At 59.6% G+C, this 19,192-nt stretch carries 12 protein-coding genes; 4 read left to right on the top strand and 8 right to left on the bottom strand.

The annotated features are described in order from the left end of the window. Window positions 1–70: 70 nt before the first annotated feature. From Q7C20_RS04485 to Q7C20_RS04500, 4 genes are all read left to right on the top strand, one after another. Window positions 71–5,878 carry an alpha-2-macroglobulin gene (locus tag Q7C20_RS04485; RefSeq protein WP_375065757.1) on the top strand — a complete coding sequence of 1,936 codons (5,808 nt, stop codon included), beginning with the start codon at window positions 71–73 and terminating at the stop codon, window positions 5,876–5,878. Continuing rightward, window positions 5,859–8,168 carry a penicillin-binding protein 1C gene (gene pbpC, locus Q7C20_RS04490; protein ID WP_375065759.1) on the top strand — a complete coding sequence of 770 codons (2,310 nt, stop codon included), beginning with the start codon at window positions 5,859–5,861 and terminating at the stop codon, window positions 8,166–8,168. The genes Q7C20_RS04485 and pbpC overlap by 20 nt, the downstream gene beginning before the upstream one ends. Window positions 8,169–8,267: 99 nt before the next feature. Further along, a complete protein-coding gene (locus Q7C20_RS04495) occupies window positions 8,268–9,278 on the top strand; it encodes a hypothetical protein (protein WP_375065761.1) in 1,011 nt (336 codons plus the stop codon). Further along, the gene (locus Q7C20_RS04500) at window positions 9,260–10,018 is read left to right on the top strand and encodes a hypothetical protein (RefSeq protein ID WP_375065763.1); all 759 of its coding nucleotides are present in this window, start codon (window positions 9,260–9,262) and stop codon (window positions 10,016–10,018) included. Before Q7C20_RS04495 ends, Q7C20_RS04500 begins: the two co-directional genes overlap by 19 nt. A gap of 57 nt (window positions 10,019–10,075) precedes the next feature. On the opposite strand, the gene Q7C20_RS04505 is transcribed toward Q7C20_RS04500, so the two are convergent. The 8 genes from Q7C20_RS04505 to atpA form a co-directional block, all read right to left on the bottom strand. Beyond that, window positions 10,076–10,453 carry a hypothetical protein gene (locus Q7C20_RS04505; protein ID WP_375065765.1) on the bottom strand — a complete coding sequence of 126 codons (378 nt, stop codon included), beginning with the start codon at window positions 10,451–10,453 and terminating at the stop codon, window positions 10,076–10,078. Between the two features lie 76 nt (window positions 10,454–10,529). Next, a complete protein-coding gene (gene glmS / locus Q7C20_RS04510) occupies window positions 10,530–12,362 on the bottom strand; it encodes a glutamine--fructose-6-phosphate transaminase (isomerizing) (RefSeq protein WP_348055765.1) in 1,833 nt (610 codons plus the stop codon). 12 nt (window positions 12,363–12,374) lie between these two features. Continuing rightward, window positions 12,375–13,142 (bottom strand): DeoR family transcriptional regulator, encoded by a 768-nt coding sequence (locus Q7C20_RS04515; RefSeq protein WP_348055767.1) that lies wholly within the window; start codon window positions 13,140–13,142, stop codon window positions 12,375–12,377. A 228-nt stretch (window positions 13,143–13,370) separates the two neighbouring features. Continuing rightward, window positions 13,371–14,738 carry a bifunctional UDP-N-acetylglucosamine diphosphorylase/glucosamine-1-phosphate N-acetyltransferase GlmU gene (glmU, locus tag Q7C20_RS04520; protein ID WP_375065768.1) on the bottom strand — a complete coding sequence of 456 codons (1,368 nt, stop codon included), beginning with the start codon at window positions 14,736–14,738 and terminating at the stop codon, window positions 13,371–13,373. 123 nt (window positions 14,739–14,861) lie between these two features. Then, window positions 14,862–15,278, bottom strand: a complete 417-nt coding sequence (locus Q7C20_RS04525) for a F0F1 ATP synthase subunit epsilon (protein WP_032885166.1) — start codon at window positions 15,276–15,278, stop codon at window positions 14,862–14,864. 44 nt (window positions 15,279–15,322) lie between these two features. Next, on the bottom strand, window positions 15,323–16,699 hold the full coding sequence (atpD, locus tag Q7C20_RS04530; protein WP_003177062.1) for a F0F1 ATP synthase subunit beta: 1,377 nt from the start codon (window positions 16,697–16,699) through the stop codon (window positions 15,323–15,325). 27 nt (window positions 16,700–16,726) lie between these two features. After that, window positions 16,727–17,587 (bottom strand): F0F1 ATP synthase subunit gamma, encoded by an 861-nt coding sequence (atpG, locus tag Q7C20_RS04535; RefSeq protein WP_034139931.1) that lies wholly within the window; start codon window positions 17,585–17,587, stop codon window positions 16,727–16,729. A gap of 50 nt (window positions 17,588–17,637) precedes the next feature. Then, a complete protein-coding gene (gene atpA / locus Q7C20_RS04540) occupies window positions 17,638–19,182 on the bottom strand; it encodes a F0F1 ATP synthase subunit alpha (RefSeq protein ID WP_375065772.1) in 1,545 nt (514 codons plus the stop codon). Between the last annotated feature and the right edge of the window lie 10 nt (window positions 19,183–19,192).

Consider the following 19,192-nt stretch of genomic DNA (forward strand, 5'->3'; position numbering starts at 1 on the left):
GCGTGTCACCGTCATCTTTTGTATCAAAGACGCGTGTAATATACGCCGCACTTAGCCAGGGATGCTCATCATGTTCGATTCGTTGAAAGCGATCAGCCGCCGTATTGCCGGTGCGTTAGTGACTGTGGTGAGGGCCATCTTTGGCCAATGGCAACCGCCCTCCTGGCTGCGGGCCAGCGGCCGTGGCCTGGGGAACGCGGGACGCAAGGCTCGCGCGTATCCGCGCCAGGCGGGTGCCGGCTTGCTGGGCCTGGTATTGCTGGCCGCCGCTGGTTTTTACGGCTGGCAGTGGTACTCCCACCTGCCGCAGCCGCACACCGTGGGCTATTCGCTGCACAAACCGAACCTCACCGATTACACCCAGCCCGTACCGGTTGTGGATAACTTGCAGGTGCGTTTCGCCGAATCCGTGGCTCCACTGGCGGCGATTGGCAAGCCGGTGACCGCAGGCATCACCCTCAATCCCGAAGTGGCAGGCGCCTGGCGCTGGTTCGATGACCACACCCTGGTGTTCGTGCCGGAAAAAGACTGGCCCATCGACGCCCACTACACCCTCGAGCTGGCGAAGAAAAACCTGATGGCCGACGGCGTGCTGCTCAGCCAATACAGCAGCCAATTTTCCACCCAGCCATTCCGCGCCACCCTGGCGCAAAACGAGCTGTATCAGGACCCGTCCAACCCGACCTTGAAACAACTGGTGGCGACCTTTCATTTTTCCCACCCGGTGGATGAAGACAACCTGCGCAAACGCGTAACGGTCACCCTCGGCAAAGGCCTGACCTACCGCGACGCGCAGTTGCCCAACCGCCCGGAAATCACCTTCGACGACAAAAAACTCAATGCCTACGTGCGTTCGGCTGCCCTGGCCACGCCGCTGGAAAGCACGCCGGTCAGCGCCAAGCTGGATGAAGGCATCAAGGCTCGCGACGGCGGCAACGCCAGCACTGCGCCGCTGGTGTCGGAAGTCACTGTGCCTGGCCGTTATCGCCTGACCTTCACCGCCGCCGAAGTCAGTTTTGTCGACAATGAGCGCGGCGAGCCGGAGCCGGTGCTGATGTTCAGCAGCTCCAGCGCCGTAGCCGATGAGACTATCGCCGGTAAGGTCCAGGCCTGGCTGCTGCCGGAAAAAGCCCAGGACGACACCCGCCCCTACACCAGCAAAGACATCGACGACGCCCTGCTCGCTCGCAGCACCAAGGTCAGCCTGACCCATGTGCCCAGCATTGAACCGCTGAACACCCTGCACGCCTTCAAATTCAAGGCCCCGGCCGGCCGAGCGATGTATGTGCGCGTGCCGGCGAACCTGGAAGCCATCGGCGGCTATCTGGCGAAGAATCCTACGGCGTCGCTGATCAGCATGCCGGCCTATCCGCGCACCCTGCAGTTCCTGTCTGACGGCGCGTTGCTCAGCCTCAACGGTGAAAAACGCCTGGGCTTCATGGCCCGTGGCGTGCCCGGCGCCCATGTGGAAATTGCGCGCCTGCTGCCCAACCAGCTGCAACACCTGGTGGACCAGAGCAGCGGCAGCTTCGCCCGGCCAAACTTTGGCAACGAGTACTTCGACCGCATGGTCGAGCGCCAGTCCCTGGATATTCCGCTGTCGTCCAGCGACCCGGCGAAAACCGTTTACGACAACGTGGACCTCAGCCACTACCTCACCGCCAATGGCGGCCGTCGCGGCATTTTTGTGCTCAAGCTCAGCCCGCAGGATGATCCGGCCGAACGCACCTTCGAGTACGACCGCACCAGCACCAGCGACTTGCGATTCATCGTGGTAACTGACTTGGGCATCATCGCCAAGCGCTCCAGCGACGGCAGCCATGATGTGTACGTGCAGTCCATCGGCAATGGTTCGCCGGTGTCCGACGCCCAAGTCGACATCATTGGCCGCAACGGTTTGCCGGTGAGCAGTGGCCGCACCGACGCCGAAGGCCACGCGCATTTCGCCAAGCTGGATGAACTGCGCCGTGAGAAAACGCCGCTGATGTATGTGGTCACACGCGGCAATGACCTATCGTTTCTGCCGATTGCCCGTCAGTCGCAGCAGTTGGACCTGTCGCGCTTCGATGTAGGCGGTTTGGAAGAAGACGGTGCGATCAATCGTCTCAGCGCCTACCTGTTCACCGACCGTGGCCTGTACCGTCCTGGCGAAACCGCGCACCTGGGCATGATCGTGCGCAGCGGCAACTGGAAAGGCGCCCTGCAAGGCTTGCCGGTGGAGCTGCAAATCACCGACCCGCGCGGCCTGGAAGTGATTCGCCAACCGTTGAAGCTGTCCACCAGCGGTTTTGAAACCTTTGATTTCCCCAGCAGCGAAGTCGCCCCCTCGGGTGATTACACCGCAACCTTGCAGTTGATCGGCGAGAAAAAAACCCGCACCGACCTCGGCAGTGTCAGTTTCAAGGTCCGCGATTTTGAGCCGGACCGCATGAAAGTAAGCCTGAGCCTGCACGACACCCCTGTGCAGGGCTGGATTCCACCGGACCAAGTGGTGGCCAAAGTCACCGCCATGCACCTGTTCGGCGCCCCGGCGGCTGGCCGGCGCGTCACCGCGAAAATGTCCCTGAGCCCAACGCTCGCGGCGTTCGACCGTTACCCCGATTATCGCTTTCGCCTCAACGATTCCCTGGAAGACGCCAGCACCGAAGACCTGGCCGAAACCACCGTGGACGATAACGGCCAGGCCGTGCTCGACCTTAACCTGCAACGCTTCGCCAACAGTACCTATCGCCTGCAAGTGATGACCCAGGTGTTCGAAGCCGAAGGCGGTCGCAACGTCGCTGCGCAAAGTGCCTTGCTGGTGTCGTCCGCGCCTTACCTCGTCGGTGTGAAAAGTCAGGACTCGCTGTCGTACGTCGCCAAGGACGCCCCGCGTCAGTTGCAATGGCTGGCCGTCGCGCCGGACCTGACCCCGCTGGCGGTGGACGGCCTGACCACTGAAGTGGTCGAGCACCGTTACGTGTCGGTGCTGGTGAAGCAGTCCAACGGCACTTACAAATACGAGTCGCGCATCAAGAACATAAGCCAGCCGGCCTCGCCCTTGGTGATGAGCAAAGACGGCGCCAGGCAGGCCCTGAACACCGGCACGCCGGGGGATTTCACCCTGCAATTGAAAGACGCCAACGGCAACCTGCTTAACCAGATCGACTACAGCGTGGCCGGGCGTGGCAACACCTCACGCTCGCTTGAGCGAAACGCCGAACTGCAACTGCGACTGGATAAACCCAGCTACGCCTCCGGTGATGAGATTGCCATCAGCATTCGCGCGCCGTACACCGGCGCGGGCTTGATCACCATCGAGCGCGACAAGGTTTACACCCAGCAGTGGTTCAAGGCCGACAGCACCAACAGCGTGCAACACATCCGCGTGCCCGAAGGGCTTGAGGGCAATGCCTACGTCAACGTGCAGTTTGTGCGGGATATGGGCTCGGCTGAGGTGTACATGAGCCCGCTGTCCTATGGCGTGGTGCCGTTCAGCATCAACCTGGATGCGCGACGCATGGCGTTGAAGGTTGAAGGCCCGGCGAAGATCGAGCCTGGGCAGACGCTGGACATCAAGGTGACGGCCGACCGCCCGGGCCGCGCAGTGGTTTACGCGGTGGACGAAGGCATCCTGCAAGTGGCGCGCTATCAGACGCCGGACCCACTGGGCTTCTTCTTCCAGAAGCGTGCGTTGGAAGTCGGTACCAGTCAGATTCTTGACCTGATCCTGCCGGAATTCAGCCGCCTGCTCAGTGGGGCAGCGCCCGGTGGCGATACCGAAGGCGCCCTGGCCAATCACTTGAACCCGTTCAAACGTAAACACCAGCCACCCGTGGCGTGGTGGTCCGGGTTGGTCGACCTGCCGGCCGGTGAAACCGTGCTGCATTACCAGGTGCCGGACAGCTTCAACGGTAAGTTGCACCTGTTTGCGGTGGCGGTGGATGCCGACAGCGTCGGCGTCAGCGAGGCCAATACCGAGGTGCGCGGGCCGATTGTGATCACCCCTAACGTGCCGGCCTTTGTGGCGCCGGGGGATGTGTTCAACGTGAGCGCCGGGGTGTTCAGCAACCTCGACGCGGCGGCGGACGTGAAGTTTGAAGTGCAGACCAGCGACGGCCTCAAGGTGCAGGGCGACAAAGGCAGCACCTTGTCACTGCAACCGCGCAAGGAAGGCACCGCTGAATTCAAGATTCAGGTGGGCGACACCCTCGGCTCGGCAGACCTGCGTTTTGTCGCGGTATTGCCGGACGGCAAACGCATCCAGGTGGCCGAAACCACCTCGATCCGCCCACTGAGCGAACACCGCGTGGCCCTGAGCCTGGGCCGTTTCGACAGCGCCAGCAAAGAGCTGAAACCCACGCGCGAGCTGTTCAGCCAACTGCGCGACGTGCAACTGGGCGTGGCGGCCTCGCCGCTGGTGTGGGCCAACGGCCTCAAGCATTACCTGGATGACTACGGCTACGCGTGCACCGAACAATTGGTGTCCAAGGCCATGCCGGCGTTGATCTGGGGCGGCAATGCGCCTGAGGCAGAACAAGCCTTCAGCAGCGCGGTGCGCATGCTGCGCCAGCGTCAGAACCAGGCCGGTGGCTTTGGTTTGTGGGCGGCTAACCCGGACGTGGCGCCGTACGCCAGCTTGTACGCCACCGACTTCCTGATCGAAGCCAAGGAGCGCGGGCTGCCGGTGCCGGAAGACCTGCTGGTGCGTTCGAACGCCTACCTGACAGATTTGGCCAATGGCCCGAGCGAAGGCCTGTCGGAATTGCGCAACCGTGCCTACGCCAGTTACCTGCTGAGCCGTCAGGGGATTCTGGTGAGTGGCGCCTTGAGTGATATCCGCGAGCGCTACGAGACGTACTTCAAAGACGCGTGGCAGAACGATCTGGGCGCCGCGTACCTGGCCGCCAGCTACAAACTGCTCAAGCAGGATCGCCAGGCGGACGCACTGTTCCGCAAGGTGCCATGGCGCTCCCTGGCTGATAAGTGGAACAGCGACGGCCTGTATTACGACCCGCTGATGCACGATGCCGAACACCTGCACCTGCTGGCCCGTCATTTCCCCGAACTGCTGGACGACGTGCCGGCGACGTTGCTGGATAAACTCGGCAAGCGCCTTAACGAGCAGCGTTACAACTCGTTGTCAGCGGCACTGTTGCTGCGGGCTTTGGACAATTATGGTCAGCGCGCCCAAAGCGACATGACCCTCAAGGCCACTGCCTGGCTGGGCGACAAACAGCAGCAATTGCTGGAAATGGCCGGCCAGCCACCGCGCGCCGCCGTACCGGGCGCCACGCAGAAGCTGGTGATGGAGAAAACCGACGGCCCGGCCGCGTTCTACATGCTCAGCGAAGCCGGTTTCGACAAGGGCGCCAAGCTCAAGCCGATCACCAATGGCTTGGAAATCATTCACGAATACCTCGACCTCAAAGGCGAGCCGGTGAGCAAAGTCGCGGTAGGCGATGAGTTCCTGGTGCGCTTGCGCCTGCGCGCCACCGACCGTGACCAAGTGCAGCAAGTGGCCGTGGTCGACCTGCTGCCGGGGGGCGTCGAGCCTGTGTATAACTTGCCGCCGGAGCCGGAAGCCGCCAGCACCGAGGAAAGTGAAGGCGAAGATGCCGAGTACGTGGAAACGGCAGACGGCGAAGAAGCGGACACCTGGCAAGCGCCGATCGGCGAAACCGAGCTGAGTAACTGGCAGCCGGACTACGTGGACGTGCGCGATGATCGGGTGGTGTTGTACGGCACTGCACTGCGTGATGTAGGCACTTTCGTTTACCGCGTGCGCGCCACCAACGCAGGCACCTTCAACACGCCACCGGCCTACGCCGAAGGCATGTACGAAACCACCCTGCAAGGGCGCGGCAAAGTAGGCCAGCTTGAAATTACCAAGCCTTAAACGCCTGACGCCGCTGCTCGCCGCGGCGGCGCTCTTCGTGGGAGGGCTGGCGGGGTTGCGGCTGTGGCCGCATGCCCCGCTGGAACAGGCTGTGACCTCGTCGCGGGTGGTATTGGCCGACGATGGTTCGTTGCTGCGCATGACCTTGGCGGATGACGGGCAGTACCGACTGTGGCTGCCGCTGGAGCGCATGTCGCCGTCGCTCGTCGAGGCCTTGTTACTCAAGGAAGACCGCAATTTCTATTGGCACCCGGGGATCAATCCCCCGGCGTTGCTGCGCGCGGCCATGGCCACCTACAGCGGCGGTCAGCGCCAGGGCGGCTCGACCTTAAGCATGCAATTGGCACGACGGCTGTGGGATTTGAACACCCGCCAGGTACCCGGCAAGTTGCAGCAGATGGCGTTGGCGCTGTGGCTGGAAGCGCGCTACAGCAAGCACGATATCCTTGAGGCCTACCTGAACCTGGCGCCCATGGGCGGCAATATCGAGGGCGCCGAGGCCGCGAGCCGCATTTACTTTGGCAAGTCGGCGGCGCAGTTGTCGTTGTCCGAGGCCCTGGCACTGGCGGTGATTCCGCAGCAGCCGGGACGGCGCGCACGGTTTGGTCCGTCGCTGCAAAACGCGCGGCTGCGCTTGATGGCGGACTGGCGCGAAACGTATCCACACGACTCGCGCAACGACAGTCTGCTGGACTTGCCGCTGGAAGCCCGCAACCGCCAACAGATCCCGTTTCTGGCGCCGCACTTGAGCGAACAACTGCTCGCATCCCTGCCCGGCAATGAGCTGAACAGCACGCTTAACCTGCCTTTGCAGCAATTGCTGGAGCGCCTGATCACCGGCTTCATCGCCGAGCGACGCAGCACGGGCGTGGAAAACGCCACGGCGATCCTGATCGACAGCCGTGACCAAAGCGTGAAAGCGCTGGTGGGCTCGGCGGATTACTTATCCACAGGCATCCACGGCCAGGTTAACGGCATTTTGTCGCGACGCTCGCCAGGTTCAACGCTCAAGCCGTTCCTGTATGGGCTGGCGCTGGATCAAGGCGTGATCCACCCCATGAGCATCCTCAAGGATTTGCCGACGAACTTCGGCTACTTCCAGCCGGAAAATTTCGACGGCAGTTTTGTCGGCCCACTGACGGCAAGGGACGCGTTGATCCGTAGCCGAAATATCCCGGCGGTGTGGCTCGCCAGCCAAGTGACGTCGCCGTCCTTATACGGCCTGTTGCAACGCGCCGGCATCAAAGGCCTGCGCGACGAAAGCCATTACGGCCTGGCCCTGGCCCTCGGCGGCGGTGAGATGACGCCGGAGGAGCTGGCGCGGCTGTATGTGATGCTCGCCGGGGATGGGCACTTGCGGCCGCTGCGCTATGTGCAGGAACAGCCCCAAGCCACCGGCGCGCAACTGCTCAGCCCGCAAGCGGCGTTTATGGTGCGCGACATGCTGCGCCGCAATCCACGGCCCGACGGCTTGCCCGGTCGCCACTGGCGCACCGCCTGGAAAACCGGCACCTCCTGGGGCTTTCATGACGCGTGGAGCGCAGGCCTGGTGGGGCCGTATGTGCTGGTGGTGTGGGTAGGCAACTTCGATGGTCGACCCAACCCGGCGTTTATCGGCGCCAAGACCGCCGCGCCGCTGTTTTTCCGGATTGCCGACGCGCTGCCATTGGCCTTGCCCAATGTGGTGATCAAACCCGACAAGCCGCCCGCCGGGCTGGTGCGCATCGACGTGTGTGCCGCCTCCGGCGAGTTGCCCAATCGCTGGTGCCCGCAAACGCGCAAGACCTGGTACATCCCCGGCGTGTCGCCGATTCGTGTGTCCAACCTGCACCGCCCGGTGCTGATCGACACGCGCACCGGCAAAGCGGCATGCCCACCGTTCGAAGCGCAATACACCCGCGAAGAAGTCTTCGAGTTCTGGCCCAGCGATGTGCAGCGCCTGTACCGCGCCGCCGGCCTGCCACGGCGCACGCCGCCCAACGTGATGAAAAACTGCCAGCCCAACCGCATCAGCGACAACAGCGAAGCCCCACAGATTCGCTCGCCGTTGACGCAGGTGAGTTATCAGTTGCGCCTGTCTCAGCCACAGGAAAGCATCCCGTTGAACGCCAACGCCGCCAGCGACGCAGTAACGCTGTATTGGTTTGCCAACCAAACGTTGATTGGCCAGGGCCCGCCGCAAACCACGCTGAACTGGCGGCCGGGCAAGTCAGGAGACTACCGGCTGCGGGTCAGCGATGATCAGGGACGTAGCGCCAGCCGTGGGCTGAAAGTGGAATTTGTGCCGTAACTGAATCGGTAACACACAAAGGTAGGCTGTTAACCTTATTTTTGACGTGTAATCCATACAGGATTACAGTGTAAAAAATAGATTAACACGAGCCTGCGAATGGACAACCTCAGCGCCGAAACACGTGCTTATATAGAGTCAATTCTGGGTACAAAAACGGAGGTGGAGACGACGAATGGATTAAATCTTCCGTTCTTCATCACGGACGCCTACGGAATATCAGAACTTACCCTTCAGTTCGGCCCACTCCCCGCTTTATCAATACTTCTACTTTTGCCTGTGGATAACACCTATCCCGGCGCTGTCGCATTAAAAAAACACATCCAACACGTTCTGAAAGCTACCGATGCTGTGGTTGTATACGTCAGCAAATCGTTGTCCGCCCAAGAGCGACGTAGCTTGATTAACCAGCAGATCAATTTCATCCAGCCTGGCTATCAGATGTTTGTGCCCGAGTTGGCTTTGGACCTGCGTGAGCACTTCCGTAAACGCAGAACTGACGCAGAACCCAGTGCCTTGTTGCCTGCGTCGCAGGCCATGTTGCTGCACTGTCTCTATCGCGGCTGGCAAAGCCATACGCTTTTTAACGCCAACCAGATCATGGGGCCTTACAAGTACAGCCGTGTGACCCTGGGCAAGGTTATCCATCAGTTGTTAGCACTGGACATTATTCGCCCGGCTCAGATCAAAGGCTTCATCAGCCACTACGAATTTAGTGGCTCACAGGCAAAGGTCTTTGAAAAGGCACGCCCTTACCTGCGATCCCCTGTGAAGCGAAAGCTACCTCTTAAAACAAAACTCCCTCTTGGCGACGGTGTTTACCTGGCAGGAGAAACCGCGCTGGCGAGAAACACAATGCTGGCCGAACCTGCCTTACCGGTCTACGGCATGACTAAGAAAATATTCGACAGTCTTGAGCTGACGATGGCCGATGGTATTGATGAACAGAGAGCCTGGGTCGAAATCTGGTCATACGCCAGCCTGAAGAAAGAGCACAACCTGGCGGACGAAGCATCATTACTTTTGAGCCTGGAAGACTGCCCGGACGAACGCGTTCAAATCGCACTGGATGAGCTGAAGGGGAGCGTCACTTGGCTATTAGAGGACTAGATGTATTCGGGCAGCACTTTGCTGATTATCGGGACCGCTATGTGATGATTGGTGGCGTAGCGGCCTGGATCACAATGGATGATGCCGGGGGACTTTTCAGGGCAACCAAGGACTTGGATATTGTTCTAGTGATAGAGGCTCTGGATTCAAGTTTCGTCGCCCATTTCTGGGCGTTCATCCAGGCAGGTGGCTATCGAATCAAACAAGGCGACGGAGAACGGCCTGTTTTCTTTCGTTTTCAGCACCCCAGCGATGAAGCATACCCCGTACAAATCGAACTGTTTACGCGAACGCCTGAAGGGCTTGCAGCCCCCGAAGGCGCCAAGTTAACCCCTATTCCAACTGACGAATCGGTTTCCAGTTTGTCCGCGTTCCTGCTGGATGATGCCTACTACGCTTTCCTGCTGGAAGGACGAAGATTTCTCGGTGATATCACTCATATCGGCGCTGATCGATTGATTCCGTTCAAAGCAAAAGCCTGGCTGAACTTGTCGGATGCCAAGGCGCGCGGAGAGCCCATCGACAGTAAAAACATAAAGAAACACAGGAATGATGTTCTGGCCCTGAGCCAATTGCTTTCAGATCAACCGATAGCGTTGCCCTCCGTAATACGCGCCGATATGACCAGATTCCTTGAGCTTCTGGCGCATGAGGAGGTCAGCCTGAAAGATTTAAAACTAAAAGGCTCACTGGAAACGATCATTGCACGTCTGGCGGTGAGCTTTGGACTTGCTCTCTGACGACCGCTCGACGTATCTAAAGCGATTACACAAACGAGCACGCATAAAAAACCCCGATTATCGGGGTTCTGATGCTTCGAGTTCGATATAGCTGGAGGTTCCGCCGCCTGTGGCACCCGACAGCCAGCCCCACTCGAACGCCAGCGTGGTACGCCCGGCCTTATCAATACCTACTCTGCCTCGGGACCAGCCAGCAAGCAGCTCACCTTCCGTAGTCAAGCACTGGTACAACAGCTCGATAGAATTGTGACCTGTTACACGTCCGACCTGATGACCTAAACGGATTCTTCCACCGTGGTAAGTCCCGGAAATAGCATCACCCTCGACCTGGTAGTGAAACAGCGTGCCGGAGCCGGAAAGCCCTTGAGTGTTGTTTGCTACAACAAAGTGGCGATTGTGCAATCGATCGCCGATGTTGGAAGAGGAGGTTTGCATCAACGCATATCCTTTCGTCGAAATGGGCTATTTCGAACGCTCCCTGGAGACCAACGGGCCTCCAGGGTATGGCGCTTTACTCCACCGTCACCGATTTCGCCAGGTTGCGCGGCTGGTCAACGTCGGTGCCCTTGAGCACGGCGACGTAGTACGACAGCAACTGCAGCGGGATGGTGTAGAGGATCGGCGAAAGGGTGTCGTGGATGTGCGGCATGTTGATGACGTGGGTGCCTTCGCCGTTGCTCATGCCGGCTTTCTCGTCGGCGAACACGATCAGTTGGCCGCCACGGGCGCGCACTTCCTGCAGGTTGGATTTGAGCTTTTCCAGCAGTTCGTTGTTTGGCGCGACGGTGACCACCGGCATGTCGTCATCCACCAGGGCCAATGGGCCGTGTTTCAGCTCGCCGGCCGGGTAGGCTTCGGCGTGGATGTACGAAATTTCCTTGAGTTTGAGCGAGCCTTCCATTGCCACCGGGTACTGCGCGCCACGGCCGAGGAACAGGGTGTGGTTCTTGTCGGCGAACAGTTCGGCGACTTTTTCCACGGTGCTGTCCATGGCCAGGGCTTCGCCGAGACGGGTTGGCAGGCGGCGCAGTTCTTCGACCAGGGTGGCCTCGACGCCGTCGGCGAGGGTGCCGCGCACTTGGCCCAGGGACAGGGTCAACAGCAGCAGGCCGACCAGTTGGGTGGTGAACGCCTTGGTCGACGCCACGCCGATTTCGCGACCGGCCTGGGTCAGCAGGGTCAGGTCGGATTCGCGCACCAGCGAGCTGATGCTGACGTTGCAGATCGCCAGGCTGGCGAGGAAGCCCAGCTCTTTGGCGTTGCGCAGGGCGGCCAGGGTGTCGGCGGTTTCGCCGGACTGGGAGATGGTCACGAACAGGGTGTCGGGCTGCACCACCACCTTGCGGTAGCGGAATTCGCTGGCGACTTCGACCTGGCACGGGATGCCGGCCAATTCTTCCAGCCAGTAACGGGCAACCATACCGGCGTGGTAGCTGGTGCCGCAGGCGACGATTTGCACGTTGCGCACTTTGGCGAACAGCTCGGCGGCTTGCGGGCCGAAGGCGTTGACCAGCACCTGATTCTGGCTCAGACGACCTTCCAGGGTGCGTTGCACCACCGAAGGCTGCTCGTGAATTTCCTTGAGCATAAAGTGGCGGAACTCGCCTTTGTCAGCGGCTTCGGCACCGTCGCGGTATTGCACGGCTTCGCGCTCGACGGAGTTGCCGTTGACGTCCCAGATAGCCACGCTTTCGCGGCGGATGTCGGCAATATCGCCTTCTTCCAGGTACATGAAGCGGTCGGTGACCTGGCGCAGGGCCAATTGGTCGGAGGCAAGGAAGTTTTCACCCAGGCCCAGGCCGATCACCAGCGGGCTGCCACTGCGAGCCGCAACCAGACGGTCGGGCTGGCTGGCGCTGACCACGGCCAAGCCGTAGGCGCCGTGAAGCTCCTTGACGGTGGCTTTGAGGGCGACGGTCAGGTCGCCGAGGTCTTTGAGTTTGTGGTTCAGCAGGTGCGCGATGACTTCGGTGTCGGTGTCCGAGGTGAACACATAGCCCATACCCTTCAATTGCTCACGCAGCACTTCGTGGTTTTCGATGATGCCGTTGTGCACCACGGCCAGGTCGCCGGAAAGATGCGGGTGGGCATTGCGTTCGCAAGGCGCGCCGTGGGTGGCCCAGCGGGTGTGGGCAATGCCGAGACGGCCAACCAGCGGCTCGCCCGCCAGGGCCTGTTCCAACTCGCTGACCTTGCCTGGGCGGCGCATGCGCTCCAGTTTGCCGGCATTGGTGAAAACAGCCACGCCGGCGCTGTCATAGCCACGGTATTCCAGGCGTTTGAGGCCTTCGAGCAAGATGGCAGTGACGTTGCGTTCAGCGACTGCGCCTACAATTCCACACATGGTTTATTTCTCCTAGATGATTGCCGCGCATATCAGCGTGATGCCGCGGGCTTGAATCTGGTCGCGGGCCTCATGAGGCAGGCGATCATCGGTGATAAGGGTATGGACGCTGCTCCAGGGCAGTTCCAGATTGGGAATCTTGCGGCCGATCTTGTCGGATTCGACCATCACCACCACTTCGCGGGCAACCTCAGCCATTACACGGCTCAGGCCAAGCAATTCATTAAAGGTGGTGGTACCGCGCTGCAAATCGATGCCGTCGGCACCGATAAACAGTTGATCAAAGTCATAAGAGCGCAGCACTTGCTCGGCGACCTGGCCCTGGAACGAGTCCGAATGCGGGTCCCAGGTGCCACCGGTCATCAACAACACCGGCTCGTGCTCAAGTTCGCTCAAGGCGCGGGCCACGTGCAGCGAATTGGTCATCACTACCAAACCAGGCTGATGGCCGAGTTCGGGGATCATGGCGGCGGTGGTGCTGCCGCTGTCGATGATGATGCGAGCGTGTTCGCGCAGGCGCATGACCGCGGCCCGGGCGATTGCGCGCTTGTAGGCCGAAATGGGTTGGGCGGCGTCGCCGACAAGCTCGTGGGGCATGGTGATCGCGCCACCGTAGCGGCGCAGCAGCAAACCATTGCTCTCGAGGGCGGCCAGGTCCTTGCGGATGGTCACTTCCGAGGTTTCGAAACGCTTGGCCAACTCGTCCACACTGACTTCGCCCTGTTCGGTGAGCAGGGTCAGAATGTTGTGGCGTCGTTGAGGTGTATTTCGTTTCGACATGGTGATGACAAGTTTCGTTTCGAAAGATAACGAAGGCAATCAAAACCTATTGGCGAAACGTCGTCAAGTGGGGCGAGGTAAATTTTTAGATCAACACAAAACCAATTTGGGAGCGGGCTTGCTCGCGAACGCGGTACATCAGACACATATTCAGTGACTGACCGACCGCATTCGCGAGCAAGCCCGCTCCCACATTGGATATTTATCGCTGATCAGATTGTGGATAACTCAGCTCTTCGTGATTTTGACCGGGCGTTTCCAGCCATCGATGTTGCGCTGGCGTGCGCGGGCGACTGCCAGTTGGGACTTATCCACATCCTGATTGATGGTGGAACCGGCAGCGGTATTCGAGCCATCGCCGATGGTCACCGGTGCAACCAGCGAATTGTTGGAGCCGATGAATACGTCTTCTCCAATGGTCGTCTGATATTTGTTCGCGCCGTCGTAGTTGCAGGTGATTGCCCCGGCGCCAATGTTGCTGCGCGCACCGATAACGGCATCGCCCAAGTAGGCCAAGTGGCCAGCCTTGGCGTCGTCACCCATTTTTGCGTTTTTCAGCTCGACAAAATTGCCGACGTGCGCCCGGGCGCCCATCACGGTGCCCGGACGCAACCGCGCGAACGGCCCGGCATCGCTGCCCTCGCCCATGACCGCACCGTCGATATGGCTATTGGCTTTAACTACCACGCCTTTGCGCAGGGTGCTGTCCTTGATCACGCAATTGGGGCCAATCACCACGTCGTCTTCGATGACCACGCGGCCTTCGAGGATCACGTTGATGTCGATCAGCACGTCGCGGCCCACGGTAACCTCGCCGCGTACATCGAAGCGCGCCGGGTCTCGCATGGTCACGCCCTGTGCCATCAGACGCAGGCCTTCACGCAACTGATAGTGACGCTCGAGCTCTGCCAGCTGTTTGCGGTCGTTGGCGCCCTGCACTTCCATCGGGTCGTGAGGTTGCTCGGTGGCAACGAGTAAGCCATCACTCACGGCCATTTCGATGACGTCGGTGAGGTAGTACTCGCCCTGCACGTTATTGTTGGACAGGCGGCTCATCCAGTCGCCGAGCTTATTCGCCGGGACCGCCATAATCCCGGTGTTGCCTTCGGTGATCGCACGTTGGGCAGCGCTTGCGTCTTTATGCTCAACGATGGCGGCGACCTTGCCGTCGGCGTTACGCACGATGCGGCCATAGCCGGTTGGGTCGTCCAGCTCTACGGTGAGCAGGCCCATCTGACCGGGCACCAAGTGTTTGAGCAGACGTTGCAGGGTTTCCACTTCAATCAACGGCACGTCGCCGTAGAGGATCAGCACAGTGTCGGCGGTGATGAACGGCACGGCCTGCGCGGTGGCGTGGCCAGTGCCCAGTTGTTTGTCTTGCAGCACGAAATTCAGATCGTCGGCCGCCAGGCGTTCGCGCACCACATCTGCGCCGTGGCCAATCACCACGTGAATACGCTGTGGGTCTAACTGCCGGGCGCTGTGAATAACATGGCCAAGCATGGAGTTGCCTGCGACCGGGTGCAGCACCTTGGGCAGGGCCGAGCGCATGCGAGTGCCCTGGCCTGCGGCGAGAATGACGATTTCAAGAGACATGAGTGGCTACCAATCCTGGGCGGTCCGGCTTCAGACCAAAGAAATGTTTTGTTGAAAAAGAAAAAGGGTAGCCGAGGCTACCCTTTTTAATCAATCGCGCATGAAGCATGACGGCAGGGCCGCTTACTTCTTGCGGATCTGCTGGAGCGTGCGCAGCTGGGCTGCAGCCTCGGCCAGACGTACAGCAGCAGCGCTGTAGTCGAAGTCCGCACCCTTTTCGTTCAGGGCCTTCTCGGCAGCCTTCACGGCTTCCTGAGCGGAGGCTTCATCCAGGTCGCCAGCACGTTGCACAGTATCGGCAAGTACCTTGACCATGTTCGGCTGAACCTCGAGGAAACCACCGGAGATGTAAAACACCTCACGTTCCCCGCCTTGCTTGGTCAGAGTGATCGGACCTGGCTTCAAGCTGGTGATCAGCGGTGCGTGGCCCATGGCAATACCAAGGTCACCCAGTTCGCCGTGTGCAATCACCATTTCTACCAGACCGGAGAAGATTTCCCCTTCCGCGCTGACGATATCGCAATGGACTGTCATAGCCATCTGATTGCCTCAACCTGATGAGCGCCCGTTGCCGGGCGCCGGGATTACAGTTTCTTGGCTTTCTCGATCGCTTCTTCGATGCCGCCGACCATGTAGAACGCTTGTTCTGGCAGGTGGTCGTAGTCACCGTTGAGGATGCCTTTGAAGCCAGCAATGGTGTCTTTCAGGGAAACGTATTTACCCGAGGCACCGGTGAAGACTTCAGCCACGAAGAACGGCTGCGACAAGAAGCGCTGGATCTTACGAGCACGGTTTACCAACTGCTTGTCGGCTTCCGACAGCTCGTCCATACCCAGGATCGCAATGATGTCCTTCAGTTCTTTGTAACGCTGCAGCACGTACTGAACGCCGCGAGCGGTGTCGTAGTGCTCCTGGCCGATCACGTTCGGGTCCAGCTGGCGCGAAGTCGAGTCGAGTGGATCGACCGCTGGGTAGATACCCAGGGAAGCGATGTCACGGGACAGAACGACGGTGGCGTCCAAGTGGGCGAAGGTGGTCGCAGGCGATGGGTCAGTCAAGTCATCCGCAGGTACGTATACCGCTTGGATCGAGGTGATCGAACCTTCTTTGGTCGAAGTGATACGTTCTTGCAGAACGCCCATCTCTTCGGCCAGGGTCGGCTGGTAACCTACTGCGGAAGGCATACGGCCCAGCAGTGCGGATACTTCAGTACCGGCCAGGGTGTAACGGTAGATGTTGTCGACGAACAGCAGAACGTCGTTACCTTCGTCACGGAACTTCTCGGCCATGGTCAGGCCAGTCAGTGCTACGCGCAGACGGTTACCCGGCGGCTCGTTCATCTGACCGTAAACCAGTGCCACTTTGTCCAGAACGTTGGAGTCCTTCATCTCGTGGTAGAAGTCGTTACCCTCACGGGTACGCTCGCCCACACCGGCGAACACGGAATAACCGCTGTGCTCGATGGCGATGTTACGGATCAGTTCCATCATGTTTACGGTCTTGCCTACACCGGCACCACCGAACAGACCAACTTTACCGCCTTTGGCAAACGGGCAAACCAGGTCGATAACCTTGATGCCGGTTTCGAGCAGATCGTTGCCGCCAGCTTGTTCGGCGAACGAAGGTGCTGGACGGTGAATGCCCCAGCGCTCTTCGGTGTCGATCGGGCCAGCTTCGTCAATCGGGTTGCCCAGTACGTCCATGATCCTGCCCAGGGTCGCTTTACCGACCGGTACGGAGATGGCAGCGCCAGAGTCGATAACGTCCAGACCGCGCTTCAAGCCTTCGGTGGAACCCATCGCAATGGTACGAACTACGCCGTCGCCCAGCTGTTGCTGAACTTCCAGAGTAGTTTCCGCGCCTTGTACTTTCAGCGCGTTGTAGATGCTCGGTACGCTGTCGCGTGGAAATTCCACGTCGATAACGGCGCCGATGATTTGAACGATACGTCCGCTACTCATAGCTGGATCCTCTGAATATTTGAACCGTTAAACCGCGGCAGCGCCGCCGACGATTTCCGAGATCTCTTGGGTGATCGCAGCCTGACGCGCCTTGTTGTAGATCAGCTGCAAATCGCTGATCAGATCACCGGCGTTATCGGTAGCGTTTTTCATCGCGATCATCCGCGCCGCTTGTTCAGCTGCGTTGTTCTCGACCACCGCCTGGTACACCTGCGATTCCACGTAGCGCACCATCAAGCCGTCAAGCAGCTCTTTGGCGTCTGGTTCGTAGAGGTAGTCCCAGTGGTGCTTGAGTTCCTGATCCGGAGTCGCCACCAGTGGGATCAATTGCTCCACGGTTGGCTGCTGGGTCATGGTGTTGATGAACTTGTTGGATACCACGGACAGGCGGTCAATACGGCCTTCCAGGTACGCATCCAGCATCACCTTCACACTGCCGATCAAATCATTGATCGACGGCTCTTCACCCAGGTGGCTGATAGCTGCTACGACGTTGCCGCCGAAGTTGCGGAAAAAGGCCGCACCCTTGCTACCAACAACACACAGATCGATCTCGACGCCCTTTTCGCGGTTTACCGCCATGTCCTTGACCAGGGCCTTGAACAGGTTGGTATTCAAACCACCGCACAAACCACGGTCACTGCTCACTACCACATAACCGACGCGCTTAACTTCGCGCTCGATCATGAAGGGGTGGCGGTATTCCGGGTTGGCGTTGGCCAAATGCCCAATTACCTGGCGGATACGTTCCGCATAAGGACGGCTAGCAGCCATGCGCATTTGTGCCTTGCGCATTTTGCTGACCGCCACTTTTTCCATGGCGCTGGTAATCTTTTGCGTGCTTTTGATGCTCGCAATCTTACTGCGAATCTCTTTTGCGCCTGCCATGTAACACCTATCAGGTTAGCAAGCGGGAGCCTTGCGGCTCCCGCTGCGGCTTACCAGGTTTGGGTGGCCTTGAACTTCTCGATACCGGCTTTCATGCCAGCGTCGATTTCGTCATTGAAGTCACCCTTCACGTTGATCTTGGCCAACAAGTCGGCATGATCGCGGTTGAAGTAAGCAATCAGCGCTTGTTCAAAGCTGCCGACCTTGGTGATTTCGACGTCAGTCAGGAACCCACGCTCAGCGGCATACAGCGACAACGCCATGTCAGCGATCGACATTGGGGCGTATTGCTTCTGCTTCATCAGCTCGGTAACGCGCTGACCATGCTCAAGTTGCTTACGGGTGGCTTCGTCCAGGTCAGAAGCGAACTGGGCGAATGCCGCCAGTTCACGGTACTGAGCCAGAGCGGTACGGATACCACCGGAGAGCTTCTTGATGATCTTGGTCTGAGCGGCACCACCCACACGGGATACCGAAACACCGGCGTTCACTGCAGGACGGATCCCGGAGTTGAACATGGCCGATTCCAGGAAGATCTGACCGTCGGTGATGGAAATCACGTTGGTCGGAACGAACGCGGAAACGTCGCCAGCCTGGGTTTCGATGATCGGCAGTGCGGTCAGGGAACCGGTTTTGCCGGTTACTGCGCCGTTGGTGAACTTCTCTACGTATTCTTCCGAAACGCGGGATGCGCGCTCCAGCAGACGGGAGTGGAGATAGAACACGTCGCCTGGGTAAGCTTCACGGCCTGGTGGACGACGCAGCAGCAGGGAAATCTGGCGGTAAGCCACTGCTTGCTTGGACAGATCGTCATAAACGATCAGTGCGTCTTCACCGCGGTCGCGGAAGTATTCGCCCATGGTGCAACCGGAGTACGGTGCCAAAAATTGCAGCGCAGGAGATTCCGAAGCACTGGCAGCCACGATGATCGTGTTGGCCAGGGCGCCGTTTTCTTCCAGCTTGCGAACCACGTTGGCGATGGTCGATTGCTTCTGACCGATCGCTACGTAGACGCAGAAAATGCCGCTGTCTTTCTGGTTGATGATCGCGTCGATGGCCAGAGCGGTTTTACCGATCTGACGGTCACCGATGATCAGCTCACGCTGGCCACGGCCGACAGGAATCATGGCATCGACAGCCTTGTAGCCAGTCTGTACAGGCTGGTCTACCGACTTACGCCAGATCACGCCTGGAGCAACTTTCTCGACCGCATCGGTCTCGGTGTTGTTCAGCGGACCTTTGCCGTCAACTGGGTTACCCAGTGCGTCGACTACGCGGCCCAGCAGTTCCTTACCAACCGGAACCTCCAGGATGCGGCCAGTGCACTTGGCGCTCATGCCTTCGGCGAGAGACTGGTAGGAGCCCAATACAACGGCGCCTACGGAGTCTCGCTCCAGGTTGAGAGCCATACCGTAGACGCCGCCCGGAAACTCGATCATCTCGCCGTACATTACGTCGGCCAGACCGTGAATCCGCACGATGCCGTCAGATACGCTGACGACAGTGCCTTCGTTACGGGCTTGGGAGGTCACATCGAGCTTGTCGATGCGGCCCTTGATAATTTCACTTATTTCGGAAGGATTGAGTTGCTGCATTGCTCTGCTG

The organism is Pseudomonas sp. AMR01, from assembly GCF_041946035.1.
In the GTDB taxonomy this organism is placed as follows: domain Bacteria; phylum Pseudomonadota; class Gammaproteobacteria; order Pseudomonadales; family Pseudomonadaceae; genus Aquipseudomonas; species Aquipseudomonas antarctica_B.

Bases quoted from the DNA above. Each gene is read 5' to 3' on its own strand.
- atpA (WP_375065772.1), bottom strand. From the start codon at position 19,182: ATGCAGCAACTCAATCCTTCCGAAATAAGTGAAATTATCAAGGGCCGC.
- atpD (WP_003177062.1), bottom strand. From the start codon at position 16,699: ATGAGTAGCGGACGTATCGTTCAAATCATCGGCGCCGTTATCGACGTG.
- Q7C20_RS04525 (WP_032885166.1), bottom strand. From the start codon at position 15,278: ATGGCTATGACAGTCCATTGCGATATCGTCAGCGCGGAAGGGGAAATC.
- Q7C20_RS04515 (WP_348055767.1), bottom strand. From the start codon at position 13,142: ATGTCGAAACGAAATACACCTCAACGACGCCACAACATTCTGACCCTG.
- Q7C20_RS04495 (WP_375065761.1), top strand. From the start codon at position 8,268: ATGGACAACCTCAGCGCCGAAACACGTGCTTATATAGAGTCAATTCTG.
- atpG (WP_034139931.1), bottom strand. From the start codon at position 17,587: ATGGCAGGCGCAAAAGAGATTCGCAGTAAGATTGCGAGCATCAAAAGC.
- Q7C20_RS04485 (WP_375065757.1), top strand. From the start codon at position 71: ATGTTCGATTCGTTGAAAGCGATCAGCCGCCGTATTGCCGGTGCGTTA.
- glmS (WP_348055765.1), bottom strand. From the start codon at position 12,362: ATGTGTGGAATTGTAGGCGCAGTCGCTGAACGCAACGTCACTGCCATC.
- glmU (WP_375065768.1), bottom strand. From the start codon at position 14,738: ATGTCTCTTGAAATCGTCATTCTCGCCGCAGGCCAGGGCACTCGCATG.
- Q7C20_RS04505 (WP_375065765.1), bottom strand. From the start codon at position 10,453: ATGCAAACCTCCTCTTCCAACATCGGCGATCGATTGCACAATCGCCAC.